This window comes from Microbacterium sp. AC026, assembly GCF_979258475.1.
The window spans coordinates 1935372-1956538 of sequence record NZ_OZ409857.1 but is presented as its reverse complement, the minus strand read 5'-3'; the positions used below and the strand labels follow the sequence as shown (position 1 = coordinate 1956538).

The window sequence follows — 21167 nt, the reverse complement described above, 5'->3', positions numbered from 1 at the left end:
GCGCTCAGCGCTCGGGCGCCGCGAGGCCGCGCAGGTGCGCCATGAGAGAGGACGCGAGGTTGTAGACGACGAGGTCGGCTCCGTCGGCGAAGGCCGCGCTCGCCGCATCCCTCGTGCCGACGATGTCCATGCGCAGTGAACCGACCCTGGCCAGCGCCGAATGCACCGCAGCGATCGCCTCGGGCACCGGTCGATCATCCGGTCCACTCGACGCCGCGAGGTCGGCGGGGCCGACCATGATGCCGTCGAGTCGTGGCACCGTGGCGATGCCCTCGACGTCTGCGACCCCGCCGGGCGATTCGATCATCCCGAGCACGAGAGTGTTCTCGAGCCACCAGTCGCGGTGCTCTGAGGGGTCGACGAGACCGAAGCGTCCGGCCCGGCTGTAGGTCGCGAATCCGCGCAACCCGACCGGCGGGTACATCGCCGCAGAGACCAGCGCCTCGGCATCCGCTGTCGTGTCGAGGTGAGGGGCGAGGATGCCCTGGGCTCCCTGGTCGAGCACCCGCAGGATCTGGCCGCGGTCGCCCTCGCCGACGCGCACGATCACCGGCACGCCGTGCACCTGGGCCAGCGCGATGTGCTGCCGCAGCGCGACGACGTCGGCTGGGCCGTGCTCGCAGTCGATCAGCACGAAGTCGAACTCGGCGACGGCGAGCATCTCGACCAGCTCTTCCGACGGCATCCGGAGCAGTGCCCCGATCAGCTTCTCGCCGGCGAGCGCTCGGGCTCGCAGCGACCGCGTCATGCGACCATTCCTGCTGAGAGATCGATGTCGGCACCGCACATGCCCGGCATCCCGAGCATCGCGATGACCGCTGCGCCCACCTCTTCTTCTGTGACCATGCGTCCGAGCGCCGCGCGCGAGACGAAGGCCTGCTCGGCGTCGTCGATGCTCGTGCCCGATCTCGCGGCCTCGAGGCGGAAGTTGCGCTCCATGCGCGGTCCCTGCACCGGGCCCGGCGACAGTGAGTTCACCCGCACACCTGCCGGTCCGACCTCGAACGCGAGCGTCGAGGTGAGCCCGATCACGGCCATCTTCGACGCGCAGTACGGCGTGCGGTGCGCGAGCGGACGCTTGCCCGAGACAGAGGCCACGTTGATGACGTCGCCGTCGCCGCGTTCGACCATGCCGGGCAGGAATGCCTTGCAGAGCAGGAACGTGCCGCGCACGTTCACGGCGAAGACCTCGTCCCAGTCGTCGACCTCGATGTCGGTGAGCGCTGCGACCGGACCCGGGATGCCGGCGTTGTTCACCAGGATCGACACCTCGGTGTCCGCCAGCTGCTCCCGCAGCCTGTCGACGGATGCCGGATCCGACACGTCGCAGGTCATTCCGCGTGTCCGTGAACCGAGGCCGGCGACGACGCGGTCGAGCTTCTCGGCGTCCCTCCCGACCACGACCACGTGCGCACCGGCGGCGTGCAGGGACCGGGCGATGGCCGCCCCGAGCCCGCTGCCGCCACCGGTGACCACGGCCGTGCGACCGGCGAGGTCGGTCATCGCGACTCCGCGCCGACCGCCGCGTGACTCTCGTCGATCCAGGCGAACTCCGTGCCGGCGTGCCTCCAGGCGCGGGCATCGCCCGAGCGGGCATGACCTTCGAAGAGCTCGACCCGTGCAGCGCGGCCGCACACGGCTCCGAGCTCGGCCGACGACTCGGTGTTCTGGATCTCCTGATAGGTCACCGTGCGCAGGTACTTGCCCACCCAGAGTCCGCCGGTGTACCTCGCGGCGCCGAGCGTCGGCAGCACGTGGTTGGTGCCGATCACCTTGTCGCCGTACGAGACGCAGGTGTTCTCGCCGAGGAACAGCGCGCCGTAGTCGTGCATCCGCGTCAGTGCCTCGCGCGGGTTCTGCGTGAAGATCTGCACGTGCTCGAAGGCGAAGTCGTCGGCGATCCGATAGGCCTCGTCGAGGTCGTCTGCGACGATCACCTGTCCCCAGTCGCGCCAGGCCGGGCCAGCGTAGTCGCGAGTGGGCATGCCGGGCAGGATCTTCTCGATCCAGTCCATGACCTCCTCCGCCAGCGCCTGCGAGGTCGTGACGAGCACGGCGGGGAGTCGGGGCCGTGCTCTGCCTGGGAGAGCAGGTCGACGGCGGTGAAGAAGGGATCGGCGTGCTCGTCGGCGACGATGAGGATCTCGGTCGGGCCGGCGAAGAGGTCGATGCCGACCTCGCCGAACAGCTGGCGCTTGGCCTCGGCGACGTAGGCGTTGCCGGGGCCGGCGATCATGTTGACCGGTTCGATCGAGTCGGTGCCCACGGCCATCGCCGCCACCGCCTGCACTCCGCCGAGGATGTAGATCTCGTCGGCGCCGGCCATCTTCATCGCGGCCACGGTCGCGGCGGGGATTTCGCCTCGGATGGGCGGAGTGCACGCGACGACGCGGGGCACGCCGGCGACCTTGGCGGTGATGATCGTCATGTGCGCGGATGCCGTCAGCGGGTACTTCCCTCCCGGGATGTACGCACCGGCCGCCTGAACCGGAACATGCTTCTGTCCGAGGAACACCCCGGGCAGCGTCTCGACCTCGATGTCGACGAGCGAGTCGCGCTGGGCCTGAGCGAAGCGGCGCACCTGGCCCTGCACGAACTCGATGTCGGTGATCACCTGGGCGTCGAGCGTGCCGATGATCTCGGTGATCTCGTCATCGGAGAGCCGATACGAGTCGCGACTCCAGTTGTCGAACTGCTCGGCGTACCGCCGCACGGCGACGTCGCCGTTCTCGCGGATGTCGCCGATGATTCCCCTCACCCGCTCGGCGACGTCCTGCTGAGCGGTGTCCGCGAACGTCTTCGTCGGCGCGGTCTTGAGATGCAGGGGCATGGCCCTTCCTTCCGTTGCATACGTATGTGCTGATTATGACCGCGTATGCATTCGGGCGTCAAGGGCGGTAGAATCCTGAGATCGAGGGGGAGGCGCCAGATGGTCGTCACGAGTCGTGATGTGGCCCGCTTGGCGGGAGTCTCGCAGCCGACGGTGTCTCGGGCACTGCGCGACGATGCGCGGGTGTCCGAGGCGACGAAGCTCCGGGTGCGCGAGGCGGCCCAGCTGCTGGGCTACGTGCCGAGCGAGGCGGGGCGAGCTCTGTCGTCCGGTCGCACGCGGCGCATCGGCCTGCTGCTGACCGATCTCGACAACCAGTTCTACTCGCACATCATCGCCCCGGTGCACCGAGAGCTCGAGACGCTCGGGTATCAGCTGATGCTGCACACCGAGTCGGCCGACAACGACACCATCGTCGAGCGACTGCTGGCCAACGGCCTCGACGGCGTGATCCTCGCGACCACCACCGTGGACTCCGTCGCGCCGCTGCGCCTCAAGGATCGCGGGCTGCCCTTCGTGTACTTCAACCGCACCGGCTCGTTCGTCGAGGCGGACGCCACGGTCGTCGACCCGGCTCCCGGTTATCGCGAGGCGGTTCGGCGTGCTGTCGCACTCGGGCACACCAGGGTCGGCGCGGTGCTCGGACCGAGCAACACGAGCACGGCGCAGAGCCGCGAGGCCGCTCTGCGGGAGGCGCTCGTCGCCGAGGGTGTGACGCTGCCCGAGAGTCACGTGCGCCGGGTGCCCTACGGAGCTGCCGAGGGCGAGGCTGCGGCATCCGAGCTCCTCGAAGGGTCGGAGCGCCCGACCCTGCTGTTCTGCGGCAACGATGTGGTGGCGTACGGTGCGCTCAATGCCGCGCACCGCGCCGGTCTGCGGGTGCCTGACGACCTCTCGATCCTCGGTTTCGACGACCTTCCCGAAGCGGCCTGGCCGATCATCGACCTCGCCACGATCGGCTACGACATCGCCGGCATGGCGCGCACGGCCGCCGACCTCATCGTGCGCCGCATCGAGGATCCGAGCGCCGAGCTCGAGAAGACGCGCTTCGAGTCCGTCTTCGTGCCGAGGCGCACTCTCGCGGCCGCACGCGCCGACTGACCGCCTCTCGGCGATGATCACCGTGTGCGCAGGATCGTCTCTTGCGTTGCTTTGTGCATACGCATACACTGACGAGGAAGAAGCCAGCGATCACCGATGAACCGCAGCTTCGCATCTCGAAGGAGTGAAACGCGTGTCTCTCGACCCGGTTGCCTATCTGCCCTACCAAGACCCCGACGACTTCATCCGTGAGGTCACCGATCTGATCTGGGTCGATCGGTCGATCAGCTTCATCCGCGACAACTACGAGCCCGACTCGATCGTGCACGGCGCCTACGGCACCTCGACGACGCGACAGGAGGTCATCGAAGGAACGCTCATGCGCATCTCGGCGACACCCGATCGCACCGGCCAGGCCGAAGACGTGATCTGGGAGGCTCGCGGCGACGATGCGTTCCTCAGCTCGCACCTCGTGCTGTCGGGGCACCTGCAGACCTCCTCGCACAGCCGCACCATCGCCAACTGCCTGTACCGCAAGGGCCGCATGGTCGAGGAGTGGGTCGTGCGCGATTCGCTCGCCGGCCCACTCGAACGCGGCGACGACCTCGACGAGCTCGCCCGCGCCCAGGCCTTCCGCGGCTACACGGGGTCGTGGACCGAGCCGGCGCCCGCCGATCCGATCGCGAAGGGCGACTCGGGCGTGCGTCCCGACGACCACCGCTCCGAGGTCGAGACCGTCATCGACATGATCCAGACAGTGTGGAACGACCGCGACCTGCAGAAGGTCGAGAAGTTCTTCCACCGCGACCTCGTGCTGCTCACGGTCGGCAACCGCGTCGTCATCCGGCCCGAGGGCTACCGCCGCGCATTGCTGCGATTCCTCGAGTCGTTCCCCGCCGGGCAGTTCGAGATCCGTGACATCCAGACCAACTACGACGTCCGCTATGCGGGACTGCGCGTCGCGGTCACCTGGAAGTTCGTCGGCGACTACAACGGAGCCCCGAACTACGGCAGCCTCACCGGCAAGCCCGTCGATGTGCTCGGCATCTCGCAGTTCACCTTCCATCAGGGAGCCCTCGTCAAGGAGGTGCGCCTGTGGGACGACATCGCTCTGCGCGCCCAGATCGCGGGTACCCGCGGCGACGAGCCGGCAGCCTTCAGCAACATCTACTGATCATCGACTGATCGACAAGGAGAAGAAGAAATGAGCAACGCCATCGTCGACCAGGTCGACGTCATCGTCCCCGCGGACGAGATCGCACGCCGCACCATCCGCCGCACCGACTGGGTGCCGTGCAACTCCGCTTTCATCGACTGCCGCACTCCGGGATCCGACCGCAAGGAGAACTACTCCTTCATCGGCGCCGGCGTCTCGCAGAACGCGAGCCAGTACGTGAACCTCGAGGTGAATCACGGCTTCAACACCGGAGCCGCGGGGATGCCGAACGGCATCTCGAACAACCTGCATCTGCACTTCACTGCGGAGGTCTTCATCAACCTCGGCGGCGAGTTCCGCCTCCGCTGGGGTGTCGACGGCAAGCAGGGCGAATACATCAGTCACGACGGAGACATCGTGACGATCCCCACGTGGATCTTCCGCGGATTCACGAACGAGGGGCCGGATGACGGCATCCTCTACACGGTGCTCGGCCGCGACGACAACGGCGGCATCATCTGGGGTCCGTCGGTGCTGCGTGAGGCGGAGTCCTACGGCCTTCACCTCACGGCCGACAACAAGCTCATCGACACGGTCGCCGGTGACGTGCTGCCCGACGATGTGCCGCTGATCACCCCGATGAAGCAGCACTACATCGACGAGCTCACGACCTACACGGTCGAGGACATGCGCTCGCGGGTCATCCAGCCCGGCGACCGCAAGTACTCGTCGGCGGCGCTGCTGTGCGCGGCGGTCGACGGCGGGCACGTCGAGCTCGCCACCGCCATCGGATACGGCATGAGCGAGAACCGTCGCCAGGTGCCGAACGTCACGGAACCCCACTCGTTCAACCTCGCGTGGGTGCGGGCCGAAGCCGGTCAGGGAGTGCTGCGCCACCGCCACGACAAGACGCAGGCGCTGCTGTTCAAGACCGGCCGCTGGGAGGTCACCCTCAACGGCGACCCGTCGACCGCCGTCACGCTGGGCGCCGGAGACACCTTCTCGGTTCCGGAGGGCAGCTGGCGCTCGTACGTCTGCGTCGAGGGCGACGAGTCCGGCACCGGCACGGTGCTCGTGATCAACGGCGGCGACGACCGCGTGTACCTCGAGTGGGCTCCGGAGGTCGTCGAAGCGGCGGCCGCCGCCGACTGGACCATCGATCCCAACGGCTACCTGGCCCCGCTGGGAGTGATGGTCACCGCCACGGAAGATGACTGAGAACGACGGGGCGCGAGGGGGTTCTGTCCTCTCGCGCCCCGGCGCGTCCGTGACGGGATCGGATGCCGCTGAGCTGCGCGTCGCGGCGCTGTCGCCCGAGATCGTGCTCGGCGACGTCGACGGCAATCTCGACCGCATCCGCTCGGCGATCTCTGCCGCTGCTCGTCGGCAGGCGCAGCTGATCGTGCTGCCGGAACTCGCGACCAGCGGCTACGTGTTCGCGGATCGCGAGGAGGCGCACAGCGCCGCTCTCACCGCCGACGACCCGCGGTGGTCGACGCTGCAGGAGGCGATCCCCGCGGATGCCGTCGTCGTGGTCGGATACGCCGAAGCAGACGGGGAGCGGCTCTTCAACACCGCCGCCGTGCTCACTCGCGACGCGCGCCTGGCCGACTACCGCAAGTCGCATCTGTGGGGTGCCGAGAAGCTCGTCTTCGACAGCGGGTCCGAGGCCGGACTCGTCGTGGACGCCCCGTTCGGTCGTCTCGGCGTGGCGCTCTGCTACGACAACGAGTTCCCTGAGGTGCCGCGCCGTCTCGCGCTCGCGGGCGCGGATGTGCTCGCGCTGCCGGTCAACTGGCCGCTCGTGCCCCGGCCGGACGGCGAACATGCACCCGAGCTGATCCAGGCGATGGCGTCGGCGCGGTCGTCGCGACTGCCCGTCGTGATCGCCGATCGATGGGGGTCCGAGCGCGGCGTCGACTGGACCGACGGCACGGCGATCATCGACGAGCAGGGCTGGATCGTCGCGTTCCGCGCAGTGACGGGGGCGACGGCCGTGCTGTCGCTCGACGCCGCCCGCGGCAAGGCGCTGCCGCCGCACAACGACCTGTTCGCCGATCGGCGCGCCGACCTGTACTGAGTGGGTATGTGAAGCCCGGCCCTGTGCCGGATGCAGGACGAGAGCACGGATGCGGCGCGGGATCGCTGATTTGGTCCTGCATCCGTGCTCTCGTCCTGCAAACGGCGCGCGGTGGGCTGGCGAGGTGGCGCCGCCCGCCCACCCGGAGTCGGCCTCAGCTCAGTGCCGTGCGACCCTGATGCTCCGGCAGGCGTTCGCGCAGCATCCGCTCGGCGAGGTCGGCGAGCTTCTGCGTCGCGGGTGAGAGCAGCACGCCCGCTCGCTGCACCAGGGCGATCGTGTCGTGCATCGGCTCGGCGAAGGGGAACGTGCGGATGCCGGAGGGGAAGGCGTCGGACTCGGCGATCGAACGTGACACGATCGTGTCGGCCGTGCCTGCGGCGACCAGGCTGAGGGCCGTCTCGACGTGCTCGACCTCGACCGCCGGCTCGATGGTCAGGCCCCGCAGCCGTGCGCGTTCGAGCAGCTGGCGTCGGGTCGGGTCGTCCCACCCGGCGAAGGCGTCGTAGAGCACGAGCTTGGCGTCGGCGGCCTCCTCGATCGTGACCGGGCCGGCTTCCGGCGTCCGCGTGGCCGAGGCGTAGAGCACCTCGTCGCGAAAGAGCGGGCGCACCTCGAGGCCGTCTTCATCGACCGGCAGCACGAGCAGTCCGGCCTCGAGTTCGCCCGCCGCGATCGACCGGGCGACGTGCGCCGAGTTGATGCCGACCAGGCGCAACCGCACATTGGGATGCCGGTGGTGGAATGTCTCGGCCAGATCGGCGAGCGCGTAATAGGCCGCGTTGCGCAGCACGCCGAAGGTGCACGTGCCCCGCTCGAGCGAGGCCAGCGCCTGGATCGTGTCGATGCCGTTCTGCACCGCGCTGACCGCCTGCGCGGCGTGCGGCCGCAGTTCGAGCGCCGCGGCCGTCGGGACGAGGCGTCTGCTGCCTCGGGCGAACAGCGTGACGCCGAGTTCCCGTTCGAGGCGCGCGACCAGCTCCGAGACCGAGGCCTGCGTCATCCCGAGGGTCTTCGCCGCCGCCGTGAAGGATCCGTCGTCGAGTGCGGCGAGGAAGGCGGTGAGCTGGGTGATCGTCACACCCAATGGTAAACCCGATGGATCGTGCAGGATCATCAGGCTTGTCTCGTGGTTGCGAGCGGATCTAGCCTTCCTGCATGCGTTACTCCTCTGCAGTGCTCGCCCGCTTCGACGGCGACTTCCGCCACCTCAAGACCCCGCTCATCGACGCACCCGCCGCGCAGCGCGACCCCGCCGTGATCGAGACGGTCACGGCCATGCTCGCCGACATCCGCGAGCGCGGCCTCGACGCCGTGCTCGACTACGCGCGAAAGCTCGACAACTACCAGGGGACCGACATCGAGCTCACCCCCGAGCAGATCGCGAGCAGCGGAGAACGCCTCGCCCCCGACCTGCGGGCGGCCATCGAGCTCGGCGCCGAGCGGACGCAGGCGTTCGCCCGCGCCTCCCGCGAGCACCTGACCGACTTCGAGACCGAGTTCGTTCCGGGCATCGTGACCGGCGCGAAGTACATCCCCGTCTCGCGTGTCGGCGCATACCTGCCAGCCGGACGCTTCCCGCTCACGGCCAGCGCGTTCATGACCGTGGGTGTGGCCAAGGCGGCCGGCGTGCCGACCGTCATCGCGTGCACGCCCCCGCAGCCCGACGGCGGAGCGAACGACGCCGTCGTCTACGCCGCGCACCTGTCGGGCGTCGACCGGGTGTTCGTGATCGGCGGGGTGCAGGCGCTCGCAGCCATGGCGTTCGGACTGCTCGGCGACCTGCCCGTCGACATGCTCGTCGGCGCGGGCAACGCCTACGTCGCCGAGGCCAAGCGCCAGCTGTTCGGCACAGTCGCGATCGATCTGCTCGCAGGCCCGAGCGAGGTCGCCGTGATCTCGGATGAGACGGCCGACCCCGTGCTCGTCGCCGCTGACCTGCTCGGGCAGGCCGAGCACGGGCCGAACTCGCCTGCGGCGCTCATCACGACCTCCGACGAGCACGGTCATGCCGTGATCGCCGAGATCGAACGACAGCTCGAGACGCTGGCGACGGTCGACATCGCCGGCGCCGCCTGGCGTGACTACGGCGTCGTCACCGTCGTGAAAGACCGCGAGACGGCGGTCGCTCTGATGGACGACCTCGCCCCCGAGCATCTCGAACTGCTCACGGCTGACGACGACTGGTACCACGAGAATCTGCGCAACTACGGCTCGATCTTCCTCGGGCCCTGGAGCACGGTCGCATACTCCGACAAGGGCATGGCGGGCACGAACCACGTGCTGCCCACGGCCGGCGGGGCCAAGCACAGCGCCGGGCTCTCGGTCTCGCGCTTCCTCAAGCCGCTCACGTATCAGCGCATCAGCCGTGCGGCCACGCCCGAGCTCGCGCACGCCGTGCAGGTGATCTCGGACTCCGAGGGCATGGCCGCGCACAGCGCCACGGCGACCCTGCGGTTGGACCGTCTCGGGTGACGGAGGGGCGTCGGGTGGCCTGATCCGGTGCCGACGGGTAGGTCGGTGCCGGATGCAGGACAGAGCGCGGATGCAGGGCGAGATGGTCGATCTCGCCCTGCATCCGTGTTTTCGTCCTGCAAACGGCGCGGCGCGGACAGCGGCGCGTGGCGACTGAGCCTCAGGGGGCGGTGTAGCCGCCGTCGACGAGGTGGTAGCTGCCGGTGATGAAGCTGGCGGCGTCGCTGGCGAGGAAGGCGATGAGGTTCGCGACCTCGTCGGGCTGGCCGAGGCGACCGATCGGGTGCTTGCTCACGAGGAACGCCTTGGCCTCGTCGCCCATGGTGGCGAGCAGGGGGTGTCGATGAAGCCGGGGCCGACCGAGTTCACGCGCACGCCCTGGGCGGAGTACTCGAGGGCAGCCGACTTGGTCATGCCCACGACGGCGTGCTTGGCGGCGACGTAGGCGGGGGAGTTCGCGAAGCCGACGCTGCCGAGGATCGACGCGATGTTGACGACGGAGCCGCCGCCGTTCGCGAGGATCGAGGGGATCTGCGACTTCATGTTGCGGAACACGGCGTTGAGGTTGATCGAGATGACCTTGTCCCACGCGGCGTCGTCGTACTCGGCGGTAGGAGCGGATGCGCCGCCGATGCCGGCGTTGTTCACGCCGATGCGCAGCGGGGCGAGCGTGTTCGCGAGCTCGACCGAGCTGGCGATCCAGTCGGTGTCCGTCGCGTCTCCGACGGATGCCTCGGCGATGCCGCCGGCGGCGCGGATCTCCTCGACGACCGCGTTCGCGTTGTCCGCGTTCAGGTCGTTGACCACGAGGGAGGCGCCGTTCTGGGCGAGCAGCAGAGCGGTCGAGCGTCCGATTCCGCTGCCTGCTCCCGTCACGATCGCCGAGCGGTTCGAGACGTCGTACTGAGCCACGAGTGACTCCTCTTCCGGACGGTCACGGTGCCGGGAGATCTTCTCGGACGGTCCGTCCTAGGTCTCCAGCCTACGCCTGTCTCAGGGAGATGGATGCACGTGAATGGATCCGTGCGCGTCAGCTCACACGGCGGATCGACGCCCGCTCGATGACCGGCATGGGGATCAGCACGGCGTCGAGCGGCCGCTCGCCGAGCAGCATCTCGACCGCTGTGCGACCCATCACGTCGTACGGGAGCCGGGCGGTCGTGAGCCCCGGCCGCTGGAAGCTGGCGAGCTCCTCGTCGTCGAAGGAGGCGACCGAGATGTCGTCCGGCACCCTCAGCCCTCGCTCGGCGATCGCCTGGTACGTGCCGAACGCCACGCCGTCGTTGCCCGCCAGGATCGCCGTGAGGTCGGGGTGCGCGTCGAGCATCTGCAGGGTCCGCGTGTATCCGATGTCGGGGTTCCACTCGGGGACGTCGATGATGAGCGGATCGACGCCCGCCTCGGCGAACGCGGCGCGGATGCCGTCGAATCGCGAGCCGATGGTCACGGAGTACACGGGGGACGAGACCGCACGGGGATTGTTGCCGATCACGCCGACACGGCGATGCCCGGCATCGGTGAGCAGGCGCGCCATCGCGTGGCCCGCGACGCGCTCGTCGGGCAGGACCGAGGGGTGACCCGTCGTCGACGTGCCGTTGACGATCACGACGGGGACGTCTGCGGGCGTCTCGGGCACCTCGATCATGCGGGCGCCGAGGAGGCCGATCAGGATGCCGTCGACCCGGCGGTCGATCATCGCCTGGATCTCATCGGCGATGGTCGCGTCGTCGCCCTCGGTCTCGGCGATGAGGACGGTGTGGCCGTGCTCCTTCGCCGCCGAGAGCAGGCCGCGGATCATCTCGGAGGCGTAGCGGGTGACGGTGATCTGGTCGGAGATGAAGCCCAGCGTCTTCGTCTTGCCCAGGCGCAGGCTCTGAGCCGCGGGATTCGGGCGATAGCCCAGCTCCTCGGCGGCGGCCTTGACCCGTCGCGCCGCGTCGACGGAGAGTCGCGACCCCGGTCGATCGTTGAGGATCATGCTCACCGAGGCCTTCGACATGCCCGAGAGCGCCGCGACGTCGGCGAGCGTCGGTCTGCGATCCACTCTCTTCGGCATCGGCGTCCTCCAGTCGCTGCGATCCAGCATAGGCAGTGGATGCCGAGCCCCGAAACCACCCGTGTTGAATTGATTTAGCAAAATCGTTGCGACCGCGATTCGACGGTGCTACTCTCGGCGATGCTGAATCAATTTAGCACCGCAGCGCGGGACTCTCGATCCGTGCCGCGAAGTCATCACACAGGAGAGAACATCGTGGTTGATCTCACTCGCAGGGCTCTGTTCGGCGCGATCGGACTGGGCATCGTCGGCACCGTCGTCTCGTGGCCGAGGCTCACCGGATCGGACATCCCCGGGCGCGGCAAGGACACTCTGACGGTCGCCCTCTTCGGCACCGCGCAGGATGCGCTGGCTCGTCAGTCGCTGATCGACGGCTTCCAGCGCAAGCACCCCGGCGTCGAGGTGCGCATCGTCGCCATCCAGGGTCAGGACTGGAGCGAGTACTTCGCGAAGATCCTCACGATGATCGCCGCGGGCACGCCACCCGATGTCGTCACCGTCGCGACCGAGGGGGCGCAGCTCTTCGCCTCGCGCCTCGCGCACCCGCTCGACGACTTCGTGCGTCGCGACGCGTCCGAGATGCAGGAGTACTTCGACGACGTGAACCCCACCCTCATCGAGGCGTTCATGTACCAGGGCAGCCTCTTCCAGATGCCCGACAACTTCAACGCCGCCAACGTGTTCTACAGCACGACGGCCATGGAGCGCGCGGGGCTGGAGCGTCCCGCGGACAACTGGACGCTGGAGGACTTCCTCGGCACCGCCCGCGCGATGAAGAAGAGCGCCTCGGGGCAGTTCCTGCCGTACTTCTGGAACAACCGGCTGTGGGGCGGAGTGGTGCCCTGGCTGTATGTGAACAACACCAGCTTCCTGCATGAGGAGAAGGCGACCGGCGGCGACTGGCTCTGGGACCGCTTCTATCCGGATCAGCCGGCCCGCAGCGGAGGCTACGTGTGGAAGCAGGCCGACGCGCTCAACGAGCATGCGGTCGAGAGCTTCTCGGTGCTCGAGCGCATGGTCTCGGAAGGGCTCGCGGCGAACCCGGCGCAGGGCGGCGGCAACGAGCTGGTCTCCCTGTTCTCCACCGGCTCCGTCGGGATGACCCCGGCCGGCGGCTTCTGGGTGCGCGGCCTCGAGGAGGCCGGCGTCGCGAACGACGCCTACGACGTCACCTACTTCCCGAGGATGGCGGGGCAGCGGCACCAGTTCGGCGCGGGCGGCTACGCGATCATGGAGACCTCGCCGCGCAAGGACGAGGCGTGGGAGTGGCTCAAGTACTGTGTCTCGGTCGAGGGCATGACGATCGCGCACTCGAAACCCGACTCGTCGCTCCCCCGTCGCTCACTCAACGCCAAGCTCTACGGCGCGGGAGTCGGGCCGGCGCACTGGGACGTCTTCTACGACACGCTCGACAAGTTCCCCGACACGGGTCCGATGCCGGCACCGCCCCAGCAGGCGGCCGTCGAATCCGCCCTGCTGAAGAACGTGGTGTCGACCATCACGAACGGTCCGTCCGGCGTCCGCCGAGGACTCGAGACCATGCAGCGAGATCTCGAGCTCGCATTGGGGGGCAACTGATGTCCGAGAGCAGCACCCGCACCGTCACGGTGCCCACGAAGCTGCGTCGGGAGACCGGCACGGTCGCCCGATCGGGGCGCGTCTTCACCTGGGTCTTCCTCGCGCCGACGCTGATCGGGCTCGGCCTGTTCAACTTCGTGCCGATCATCGGATCGTTCGTCCTGGCGTTCTTCCGCTGGGACATCATCTCCGACCCGGTGTTCGTCGGGTTCGACAACTTCGTCGACCTCGCCGCGAACCCGACCGTGAGCGTCTCGTTCCTGAACACCATCGGCTTCGTCGTCGTCGCCGTCATCCTGCAGCTGTCGGTGGCTCTGGTGCTGGCGGTGCTGGTCCAGTCCAGGATGCCGAACTGGCTGCGCACGTTCTTCCGATCGGCGCTGTTCTTCCCGCTGATCCTGTCGGCGGCATCCGTCTCGCTGATCATGGCGTACCTGTTCAATCAGGAGTTCGGGCTCGTCAATCAGACGCTCAACCTGATCGGCATCGCGGACGTCGGCTGGTTGACGACCGGCCTCGGTGCCAAGGTCGTGGTGCTGCTGGTCTACGTGTGGCAGAACTTCGGGTTCACGTTCCTGCTTTTCATCGGAGGTCTCGCGGCGATCCCGAGCGAGGTCTACGAGGCGTCCTCCCTCGACGGCGCGGCCGGGTGGACCCAGTTCCGCATGATCACGTTGCCGCTGGTCAGCCCGACCCTGCTCGTCGCATCCGTGATGGCGATCATCAACGCGCTGCAGATCTTCGACCAGCCGTGGGTGCTGACCCGAGGGGGTCCCGGCGACGAGACCCGCACCGCGGTGATGGTGATCTACGAGTCCGCGTTCCGACAGCTCGACTTCGGCGGCGCATCGGCCATCGGCATCGTGCTGACCCTTCTCATCATGCTCGTCACGGCCATCCAGTTCCGGCTGAGCCGCCGATTCGTCTTCTACGGGTGAGGCCCATCATGACCACGACAGCGTCTTCGAAGCGTTCCTGGCTCTACACCCTCGGCACCGGCGGAAAGTTCGCCCTTCTCGGGCTCGCCGCCCTGCTGACCATCGGTCCGGTCGTCTGGACCCTGATCACGGCGCTCTCGCCGACCGACCCCGTGACCCAGGAGGTCAGCGTCGGGTTCGGTGCGTTCGCCGACGTCTTCGCCAAGATCCCGATCTGGCTCTACGCATGGAACAGCGCGCTGGTGGTGGTGCTGGTCGCCGCCGGTCAGATGCTCTCGGCCGCGATGGCCGGGTATGTGTTCGCGAAGTTCGAGTTCCGCAGCAAGAAGCTGCTGTTCGCCCTGATCCTCGCAACGATGATGGTGCCGCTGCAGGTGACGATCGTCCCCGTGTTCATGCTCGTGAGGGGCATGGGCCTCGCCGACACGCTGCTCGCGCTCATCGTCCCCGCGCTCCCGACGGCATTCGGCACATTCCTGATGCGGCAGTACTTCATGGGCATCCCGACCGAGCTGGGAGAGGCCGCCCAGCTCGACGGAGCGGGCCCCTGGCGCACGTTCTTCGGCGTCTACCTGCCGCTCGCGACCCCGGGTCTCGCGATCGTCGGCATCCTCGCCTTCAACTACCACTGGAACGAGTTCTTCCGTCCGCTGATCATGACGATCAGCGAGCAGAACTTCACGTTGCCGCTCGGTCTGGTCACACTGCAGGGCAACCTCGGCACGGGCAGCGTGTCGACGGTGCTCGCCGGAGTGATCCTCTCGATGATCCCCGCACTCCTGGTGTTCTTCTTCGGGCAGAAGCCGCTGCGCGAAGGACTCACCGCCGGCGTCGGCAAGTGACGCACGCCCCCATCACAGAGAAAGACGACTACCCCGGTGACCCCCACTGACTCTCCTCCGGTCCGCACCACGAGCCCGCGCACGCACTTCGCGCCGCGGAACAACTGGATGAACGATCCGAACGGACTCGTCTTCCACGACGGCATCCACCACCTGTACTTCCAGTGCAACCCGCACGGGATCTCGCACTCGAACGTGAGCTGGGGGCATGCGACGAGCACGGATCTCGCACGGTGGACCGAGCACGAGCCGGCCATCCTCTCGGACGACGCGGCGCAGATCTACTCCGGCTCCGTCGTGGTCGATCACGGCAACACCTCGGGATTCGGCACCGCCGAGGAGCCGGCCCTGGTGGCCCTCTACACGGCGGCCGCTGCAGGGCATCAGGCCCAGGCTCTCGCGTACAGCACCGACGGCGGATACGTCTGGACGAAGCACGAGGGCAACCCGGTGCTCGACCGCGGCACCAGCGACTTCCGCGACCCCAAGGTGTTCCGCTACGACGACGCCGACGGCGGGTACTGGGTCATGGTCGCGGTCGAAGCCCACGACCGGCAGGTGCTGTTCCACCGGTCCGACGATCTCACGACCTGGACGTATCTCTCGTCGTACGGCCCCGCGGGACCCGTCGGCGGGGTCTGGGAGTGCCCCGACATGTTCCGGCTCGCCGTCGACGGCGATGAGACCGACTCGCGGTGGGTGCTGCTCATCAGCCTCAACCCCGGGGGCATCGCGGGGGGATCGGGAACCCACTACGTCGTGGGGGACTTCGACGGCACGACGTTCCGCGCGAGCGCACCGCATCCGACTCCCTCGCGGCGGCTGATGGTCGACCGCAGTCAATCACGAGACGAGCTCGAGGCGTACGGCTGGATCGACTTCGGCCCGGACTGCTACGCCGGTGTCACCTTCGACGGCCTCGCCGAGAGCGAGCGGACGCTGATCGCGTGGATGGACAACTGGGAGTACGCCGGCCGCATCCCCCAGGACGAGTCGTCCGAGTACCGCACCGCGATGACTCTCCCTCGCCGGCTCTCGCTCACCCGCGACCGCAGCGGCGTGGTGCGTCTGCGCCAGGCGCCGGCGGTCGACGCCGCGCCCGTCGAGTTCACCGAGCTCGGCTCGATGACGGGCCCGACCACGGTGTCCGAGCAATTGCCGGACGCCGCGCGGATCAGAGTCTCGGCGGCGTTCGGAGACGCGCGAGGAGTCGAACTGCGCCTCGAGGGTGCGGGTGCGGGTGGGGTCGTGATCCGTCAGGACCGCGCGAGCGGGCGCATCGACGTCGTCCGCCCCGAGCTGATCCCTCCCGCAGGGGTCGGCGGGTCGATGTCGATGCCCGTCACTCGCCCGGACGAGATCGACTGGGAGATCTGGATCGATCGGCTGAACGACAGGGTGTCGTCTCTCGAGCTCTTCGCGGAGGACGGCGTTCGGGTGCTCACGGCGCTGATCCCTGCCGCTGCGCATCGCTCATGCGTTCTGGAGGCCTCGGGGGAGCGCTCCTCGACGCCCGTGTCGCCGTCGCCGAGCTGACGTGCTGACGACTGCACGGTGCCTCGTCGTGGGGGAGGCGCTCGTCGACGTCGTCGGCGGTGTGCCCCACCCCGGCGGATCGCCGATGAACGTGGCGGTGGGGCTCTCTCGTCTCGGGCTCGCGACGAGACTGCTCACGCGGATCGGTGACGACCCGCACGGACGGATGCTGGGCGAGCACCTCGCCCGGGAGGGGGTCGCCGTCGTGCCGACGAGCATGAGAGCAGGGGAGCGCACGTCCCGCGCCGTCGCCGTGATCGGGGCCGACGGGGCTGCGGCCTACGACTTCGACATCGAGTGGGATGTGTCAGCGGAGGTCGCGATCGCAGAGGCCGCCGGCGTCGACGTGGTGCATGTCGGCTCGCTCGGCGCGGTGCTCGACCCCGGGGCGGATGCCGTCCGCGCGATGATCGACGCGGTGCCCGACGGCATTCTGCGCACCTACGATCCCAACATCCGGGGCGAGCTTCTCGGGCCGCGCGCGGCCGCGACCGAGCGTATTGAGGCGATCATGGCGGCGTCGCACATCGTGAAGCTCAGCGATGAGGATGCCGAGTGGCTGTATCCCGGATGCCCGATCGATGACGTGCTCGCGCGGGTGATCGCGCTGGGTGCGCGGCTCGCCGTCGTCACCCGCGGAGGCGACGGGTGCGTCTCGCTCATCGAGGGAGGGGCGGGGCCGGTCGAGAGAGAGGCGCCGCCGGTCCAGGTGGTCGACACGATCGGTGCGGGCGATTCCTTCATGTCGGGCCTCATCCACGGCGTGGTGTCCGGCGGGCTGGCGCCGGCGCTCGTCGGCGAGGTGTTCCATCCCGACGCTGGCGATCTGACGCGGTTCGAAGGCGTGACCGAGGCCGCGCTCGCGGGCGCGGCCGTCACCGTGTCCCGGCGCGGCGCGAACCCGCCGCGCCTGAGTGAGCTGGCGATCTCCTCGCGCTGACGCGCCCGCACTCCCACGCACCGCACGCACCGCACGCACCGCACTGCCGGTTCGTGCGGTGCGATTTTCGTGCGCCCATCGTGGAATACCCGGAGAGGGTATACGCTTGTGTCTAATACCCCCTGGGGTACTAGAACGAAGACAAGGAGACATGATGACGAAGAACGAGTTCCAGGTGACGGGCATGACATGCGGCCACTGCGAGATGTCGGTCCGTGAAGAGGTCTCCGGAGTTCCCGGCGTCGAAGACGTTCAGGTGAGCGCTCAGAACGGCACGCTCGTCGTCACCGGATCCGCCCCCATCGACGAGACGCGGATCCTCGCAGCCGTCGCCGAGGCGGGCTATTCGGCGGTGCGGACGTCATGAACTCCGGCGCACGGCTCGGCCTCTTCGGGGCCGGCCTGGTGGTGGCGTTCGGCGCGGCCTTCGGCCTCGCCGGCGTCATCATCCCCGCGAGTGCCGTGAGTGACTGGACGAAGGGTGCGGAGATGGACGAACACGACACTCACGATGCGAGTGCCGACGGTTCCGGCGAGGGCGAGAGTGCTCCGGCGGACGACCTGAAGGGGCTCTCCCTCGGGCTCGACGGCTACACGATGTCGCCGGTCGAGGCCCCGACATCGACGGGAGAACCCGGTGAGCTGGCGTTCCGGATCGACGACGCAGACGGCATCCCGGTGACGGCGTATGCCACCGCGCACGAGAAGCAGCTCCACCTGATCGTCGTGCGCTCCGACGGAAGCCAGTACCGCCACGTGCATCCGGTGCTCGATGAGTCGACCGGCACCTGGTCGCTGCCGTGGGAGTGGACGGATGCCGGCGCATACCGCGTCTTCGCGGACTTCACGCCGGCGGGCGCCGATGCGCCGTCGCTCACTCTCGCGCGCACCGTCGAGGTGGCGGGCGAGTTCGCACCCGTCGAGCCGCAGCCCACGCAGGTCGCCGAGGTCGACGGCTATACGGTCTCGGTCGACGGGGCTCTCGAGGCCGGGGCGGTGAGCGAGCTGAGGTTCACCGTGACTCGCGACGGCCAGCCGGTCACTGCTCTGCAGCCGTATCTCGGGGCCTTCGGGCATCTCGTGGCACTCCGGGACGGAGACCTCGCCTACCTGCACGTGCACGCCGCGGGCGCTGAACCCGAACCGGGCGAGACGTCGGGGCCGGAGATCGCGTTCGCCGCCGAGGCTCCGACTGCCGGGCGCTACCTGCTGTACCTGGACTTCCAGGTCGACGGCGCCGTGCACACCGCCGCGTTCGTGCTCGATGCCGCTCCGGCTGACGGCGCGCCCGAATCCGACGGCGACTCGCACGACGACGCGCACTGACCGTCACCCATCGCCCCACCGCGGCTGCCCGCTGCGACCCACAACGACATCGCACAGAAGGAACGAACATGAGCACGTCAGCACCCCCGACCATGGGGACAGGTCTCGAGCTGGAGATCGGCGGGATGACCTGCGCGTCCTGCGCGATGCGGATCGAGAAGAAGCTGAACAGGCTCGAGGGCGTCGTGGCGACCGTCAACTACGCGACCGAGAAGGCGAAGGTCACCGTTCCCGAGGGGTACGACCCGGCCGCGCTGATCGCCGAGGTCGAGAAGACCGGCTACTCGGCGTCGCTGCCTGCCCCGAAGGGGGCGGTGCGTGACGCCGGAGATCCGGACGCCGAGGACCCGGAGCTTCGCTCGCTGCGCACTCGCCTGATCGGTGCGGTCGTGCTGACCGTGCCGGTGATCGCGATGGCGATGATCCCCGCGCTGCAGTTCACGTACTGGCAGTGGGCGTCGCTGGCGCTGGCCGCTCCCGTGATCCTCTGGGCGGCCTGGCCGTTCCACCGGGCGGCCTGGATGAACCTCCGCCACGGCACTGCGACGATGGACACGCTCATCTCCCTGGGCACATCGGCCGCCTTCCTCTGGTCGTTGTACGCGCTGTTCTTCGGCACGGCCGGCACGCCGGGAATGACCCACCCCTTCGAGTTCGCGCTCGCTCCGTCCGATGGAGCGGCGAACATCTACCTCGAGGTGGGTGCCGGTGTCACGATGTTCATCCTCGCCGGGCGCTATTTCGAGAAGCGGTCGAAGAAGCAGGCCGGCGCGGCGCTGCGTGCGCTGCTCGAGCTCGGCGCGAAGGACGTCGCCGTGCTGCGCGGTGGGGTCGAGGCCAAGATCCCGGTCGAGGACCTGCAGGTGGGAGATGAATTCGTCGTGCGGCCCGGTGAGAAGATCGCGACCGACGGCATCGTGGTGTCGGGCACGTCGGCCGTCGACGCGTCGATGCTCACGGGCGAGGCGGTGCCGGTCGAGGTCGCCGAGGGCGACGCCGTCACGGGCGCCACGACGAACGTCGGTGGGCGGCTCGTGGTTCGCGCCACCCGGATCGGTTCCGACACGCAGCTGGCGCAGATGGCCCAGCTCGTCGAGGACGCCCAGACGGGGAAGGCGGAGGTGCAGCGCCTCGCCGACCGCGTCTCGGGTGTCTTCGTGCCGATCGTGATCGTGATCGCCGTCGTCACGCTGGGCGGCTGGCTCGGCGCCGGGTTCCCCATGACGGCGGCGTTCACCGCGGCGGTCGCGGTGCTCGTGATCGCGTGCCCCTGCGCGCTCGGCCTCGCGACGCCCACCGCGCTGCTCGTCGGCACGGGCCGCGGTGCGCAGATGGGAGTGCTCATCAAGGGGCCGGAGGTCCTGGAGTCCACTCGCACGGTCGACACCGTGGTGCTCGACAAGACGGGAACCGTCACCACCGGCAGGATGACGCTCGTCGACGTGTTCGTCGAGCCGGGCACCGACCGTTCGGATCTCCTGCGGCTGGCCGGTGCGCTGGAGGATGCCTCCGAGCACCCGATCGCGCAGGCGATCGCCAAGGGCGCGACCCAGGAGATCGGCGCACTGCCCGCACCAGAGGACTTCGCGAACATCGAGGGCAAGGGCGTGCAGGGCGTCGTCGACGGCCACACCGTCATCGTCGGCCGGGATTCGCTCCTCGCCGAGTGGGCGCAGGCGCTGAGCCCCGAGCTCGCCGCCACGAAGGCCCGCGCCGAGGGCGAGGGCAAGACGGTCGTCGCGGTCGGATGGGACGGCCTGGCTCGCGGCATCCTGGTCGTCGCCGACACCGTGAAGCCGAGCAGTGCCGAGGCGATCGCCCGGTTCAGGGCGATCGGGCTGACGCCCATCCTGCTCACCGGGGACAACGAGGCCGTCGCCCGGCGGATCGCCGCGGAGGTCGGCATCGACGAGGTCATCGCCGAAGTCCTCCCGGCAGACAAGGTCGCGGTCATCACCCGCCTGCAGGGTGAGGGGAAGACGGTCGCGATGATCGGCGACGGCGTCAACGACGCACCCGCACTCGCCCAGGCCGACCTCGGCCTGGCCATGGGCACCGGAGCGGATGTCGCGATCGAGGCGTCCGACATCACCCTGGTGCGCGGTGATCTGCGCAGCGCGGTCGACGCGATCCGGCTCTCGCGGGCGACGCTCTCGACCATCAAGACCAACCTGTTCTGGGCCTTCGCCTACAACGTGGCGGCCATCCCGGTCGCGGCGCTGGGAATGCTCAACCCGATGCTGGCCGGTGCGGCGATGGCGCTGTCGAGCGTCTTCGTCGTGGGCAACAGCCTGCGTCTGCGCGGGTTCCGCAGCATCGCGACGCGGTGACCCCTAGGCTCTCGGCGACCGCCGAGACACACTGAGAAC

General features: G+C 68.8%; 19 protein-coding genes and 1 pseudogene. 13 read left to right on the top strand and 7 right to left on the bottom strand.

Going from position 1 to position 21167, the window contains the following annotated elements; all coding sequences use genetic code 11:
* Positions 1–4: 4 nt before the first annotated feature.
* The 4 genes from ACZZ93_RS09675 to hisD (ACZZ93_RS09660) are packed head-to-tail and all read right to left on the bottom strand — an operon-like array spanning position 5 to position 2830.
* Positions 5–748, bottom strand: coding sequence for an HpcH/HpaI aldolase family protein (locus ACZZ93_RS09675; RefSeq protein WP_463510958.1), 744 nt, complete (start codon positions 746–748; stop codon positions 5–7).
* The gene (locus tag ACZZ93_RS09670) at positions 745–1503 is read right to left on the bottom strand and encodes an SDR family NAD(P)-dependent oxidoreductase (RefSeq protein ID WP_463510957.1); all 759 of its coding nucleotides are present in this window, start codon (positions 1501–1503) and stop codon (positions 745–747) included. The genes ACZZ93_RS09675 and ACZZ93_RS09670 overlap by 4 nt, the downstream gene beginning before the upstream one ends.
* Positions 1500–2015: a histidinol dehydrogenase gene (locus ACZZ93_RS09665; RefSeq protein ID WP_463510956.1), complete on the bottom strand. Its 516-nt coding sequence runs from the start codon at positions 2013–2015 to the stop codon at positions 1500–1502. Before ACZZ93_RS09665 ends, ACZZ93_RS09670 begins: the two co-directional genes overlap by 4 nt.
* The gene (gene hisD, locus ACZZ93_RS09660) at positions 1934–2830 is read right to left on the bottom strand and encodes a histidinol dehydrogenase (RefSeq protein ID WP_463510955.1); all 897 of its coding nucleotides are present in this window, start codon (positions 2828–2830) and stop codon (positions 1934–1936) included. Before hisD (ACZZ93_RS09660) ends, ACZZ93_RS09665 begins: the two co-directional genes overlap by 82 nt.
* A 99-nt stretch (positions 2831–2929) precedes the next feature.
* Here hisD (ACZZ93_RS09660) and ACZZ93_RS09655 point away from each other — a divergent pair, with 99 nt between their 5' ends.
* The 4 genes from ACZZ93_RS09655 (at position 2930) to ACZZ93_RS09640 (ending at position 7107) form a co-directional block, all read left to right on the top strand.
* Positions 2930–3931 (top strand): LacI family DNA-binding transcriptional regulator, encoded by a 1002-nt coding sequence (locus ACZZ93_RS09655; RefSeq protein ID WP_053098469.1) that lies wholly within the window; start codon positions 2930–2932, stop codon positions 3929–3931.
* Positions 3932–4064: 133 nt separating this feature from the next.
* Complete coding sequence (locus tag ACZZ93_RS09650; protein WP_463510954.1) at positions 4065–5045, top strand: nuclear transport factor 2 family protein; 981 nt, start codon at positions 4065–4067, stop codon at positions 5043–5045.
* A 30-nt stretch (positions 5046–5075) separates the two neighbouring features.
* Positions 5076–6245 carry a cupin domain-containing protein gene (locus tag ACZZ93_RS09645; RefSeq protein WP_053098471.1) on the top strand — a complete coding sequence of 390 codons (1170 nt, stop codon included), beginning with the start codon at positions 5076–5078 and terminating at the stop codon, positions 6243–6245.
* Positions 6238–7107, top strand: a complete 870-nt coding sequence (locus ACZZ93_RS09640) for a nitrilase-related carbon-nitrogen hydrolase (protein ID WP_463510953.1) — start codon at positions 6238–6240, stop codon at positions 7105–7107. The genes ACZZ93_RS09645 and ACZZ93_RS09640 overlap by 8 nt, the downstream gene beginning before the upstream one ends.
* A 154-nt stretch (positions 7108–7261) precedes the next feature.
* On the opposite strand, the gene ACZZ93_RS09635 is transcribed toward ACZZ93_RS09640, so the two are convergent.
* A complete protein-coding gene (locus tag ACZZ93_RS09635) occupies positions 7262–8224 on the bottom strand; it encodes a LysR family transcriptional regulator (protein ID WP_463510952.1) in 963 nt (320 codons plus the stop codon).
* A gap of 41 nt (positions 8225–8265) precedes the next feature.
* Between ACZZ93_RS09635 and hisD (ACZZ93_RS09630) the strand changes: the two genes are divergently transcribed.
* Complete coding sequence (gene hisD / locus ACZZ93_RS09630; RefSeq protein ID WP_463510951.1) at positions 8266–9582, top strand: histidinol dehydrogenase; 1317 nt, start codon at positions 8266–8268, stop codon at positions 9580–9582.
* A 160-nt stretch (positions 9583–9742) separates the two neighbouring features.
* Here the strand turns inward: hisD (ACZZ93_RS09630) and ACZZ93_RS09625 are convergent.
* Positions 9743–10494, bottom strand: a pseudogene (locus ACZZ93_RS09625) (SDR family NAD(P)-dependent oxidoreductase).
* 118 nt (positions 10495–10612) lie between these two features.
* Entirely contained in the window at positions 10613–11638 is a 1026-nt protein-coding gene (locus tag ACZZ93_RS09620; RefSeq protein WP_053098481.1) for a LacI family DNA-binding transcriptional regulator, read from the bottom strand.
* A 195-nt stretch (positions 11639–11833) separates the two neighbouring features.
* On the opposite strand from ACZZ93_RS09620, the gene ACZZ93_RS09615 reads away from it, so the two are divergent.
* The 8 genes from ACZZ93_RS09615 (at position 11834) to ACZZ93_RS09580 (ending at position 21128) form a co-directional block, all read left to right on the top strand.
* Entirely contained in the window at positions 11834–13216 is a 1383-nt protein-coding gene (locus ACZZ93_RS09615) for an extracellular solute-binding protein (protein ID WP_056276254.1), read from the top strand.
* Positions 13216–14154: a carbohydrate ABC transporter permease gene (locus tag ACZZ93_RS09610; protein WP_201778482.1), complete on the top strand. Its 939-nt coding sequence runs from the start codon at positions 13216–13218 to the stop codon at positions 14152–14154. Before ACZZ93_RS09615 ends, ACZZ93_RS09610 begins: the two co-directional genes overlap by 1 nt.
* An 8-nt stretch (positions 14155–14162) precedes the next feature.
* Positions 14163–14996 carry a carbohydrate ABC transporter permease gene (locus ACZZ93_RS09605; protein WP_463510950.1) on the top strand — a complete coding sequence of 278 codons (834 nt, stop codon included), beginning with the start codon at positions 14163–14165 and terminating at the stop codon, positions 14994–14996.
* 36 nt (positions 14997–15032) lie between these two features.
* On the top strand, positions 15033–16532 hold the full coding sequence (locus tag ACZZ93_RS09600) for a glycoside hydrolase family 32 protein (RefSeq protein WP_463510949.1): 1500 nt from the start codon (positions 15033–15035) through the stop codon (positions 16530–16532).
* 1 nt (position 16533) lies between these two features.
* A complete protein-coding gene (locus ACZZ93_RS09595) occupies positions 16534–17472 on the top strand; it encodes a carbohydrate kinase family protein (RefSeq protein WP_463510948.1) in 939 nt (312 codons plus the stop codon).
* 154 nt (positions 17473–17626) lie between these two features.
* Positions 17627–17839: a heavy-metal-associated domain-containing protein gene (locus ACZZ93_RS09590; RefSeq protein ID WP_187248995.1), complete on the top strand. Its 213-nt coding sequence runs from the start codon at positions 17627–17629 to the stop codon at positions 17837–17839.
* Entirely contained in the window at positions 17836–18798 is a 963-nt protein-coding gene (locus tag ACZZ93_RS09585; RefSeq protein ID WP_463510947.1) for an Ig-like domain-containing protein, read from the top strand. Before ACZZ93_RS09590 ends, ACZZ93_RS09585 begins: the two co-directional genes overlap by 4 nt.
* 68 nt (positions 18799–18866) lie before the next feature.
* Complete coding sequence (locus ACZZ93_RS09580) at positions 18867–21128, top strand: heavy metal translocating P-type ATPase (protein WP_463510946.1); 2262 nt, start codon at positions 18867–18869, stop codon at positions 21126–21128.
* Positions 21129–21167: the final 39 nt, after the last annotated feature.

Coding starts and splice junctions, on each gene's coding strand:
- ACZZ93_RS09645 (WP_053098471.1), top strand. CDS start 5,076: ATGAGCAACGCCATCGTCGACCAGGTCGACGTCATCGTCCCCGCGGAC.
- ACZZ93_RS09610 (WP_201778482.1), top strand. CDS start 13,216: ATGTCCGAGAGCAGCACCCGCACCGTCACGGTGCCCACGAAGCTGCGT.
- ACZZ93_RS09635 (WP_463510952.1), bottom strand. CDS start 8,224: ATGATCCTGCACGATCCATCGGGTTTACCATTGGGTGTGACGATCACC.
- ACZZ93_RS09675 (WP_463510958.1), bottom strand. CDS start 748: ATGACGCGGTCGCTGCGAGCCCGAGCGCTCGCCGGCGAGAAGCTGATC.
- ACZZ93_RS09605 (WP_463510950.1), top strand. CDS start 14,163: ATGACCACGACAGCGTCTTCGAAGCGTTCCTGGCTCTACACCCTCGGC.
- hisD (WP_463510955.1), bottom strand. CDS start 2,830: ATGCCCCTGCATCTCAAGACCGCGCCGACGAAGACGTTCGCGGACACC.
- ACZZ93_RS09665 (WP_463510956.1), bottom strand. CDS start 2,015: ATGGACTGGATCGAGAAGATCCTGCCCGGCATGCCCACTCGCGACTAC.
- ACZZ93_RS09640 (WP_463510953.1), top strand. CDS start 6,238: ATGACTGAGAACGACGGGGCGCGAGGGGGTTCTGTCCTCTCGCGCCCC.
- ACZZ93_RS09655 (WP_053098469.1), top strand. CDS start 2,930: ATGGTCGTCACGAGTCGTGATGTGGCCCGCTTGGCGGGAGTCTCGCAG.
- ACZZ93_RS09585 (WP_463510947.1), top strand. CDS start 17,836: ATGAACTCCGGCGCACGGCTCGGCCTCTTCGGGGCCGGCCTGGTGGTG.
- ACZZ93_RS09580 (WP_463510946.1), top strand. CDS start 18,867: ATGAGCACGTCAGCACCCCCGACCATGGGGACAGGTCTCGAGCTGGAG.
- ACZZ93_RS09620 (WP_053098481.1), bottom strand. CDS start 11,638: ATGCCGAAGAGAGTGGATCGCAGACCGACGCTCGCCGACGTCGCGGCG.
- ACZZ93_RS09670 (WP_463510957.1), bottom strand. CDS start 1,503: ATGACCGACCTCGCCGGTCGCACGGCCGTGGTCACCGGTGGCGGCAGC.
- hisD (WP_463510951.1), top strand. CDS start 8,266: ATGCGTTACTCCTCTGCAGTGCTCGCCCGCTTCGACGGCGACTTCCGC.
- ACZZ93_RS09590 (WP_187248995.1), top strand. CDS start 17,627: ATGACGAAGAACGAGTTCCAGGTGACGGGCATGACATGCGGCCACTGC.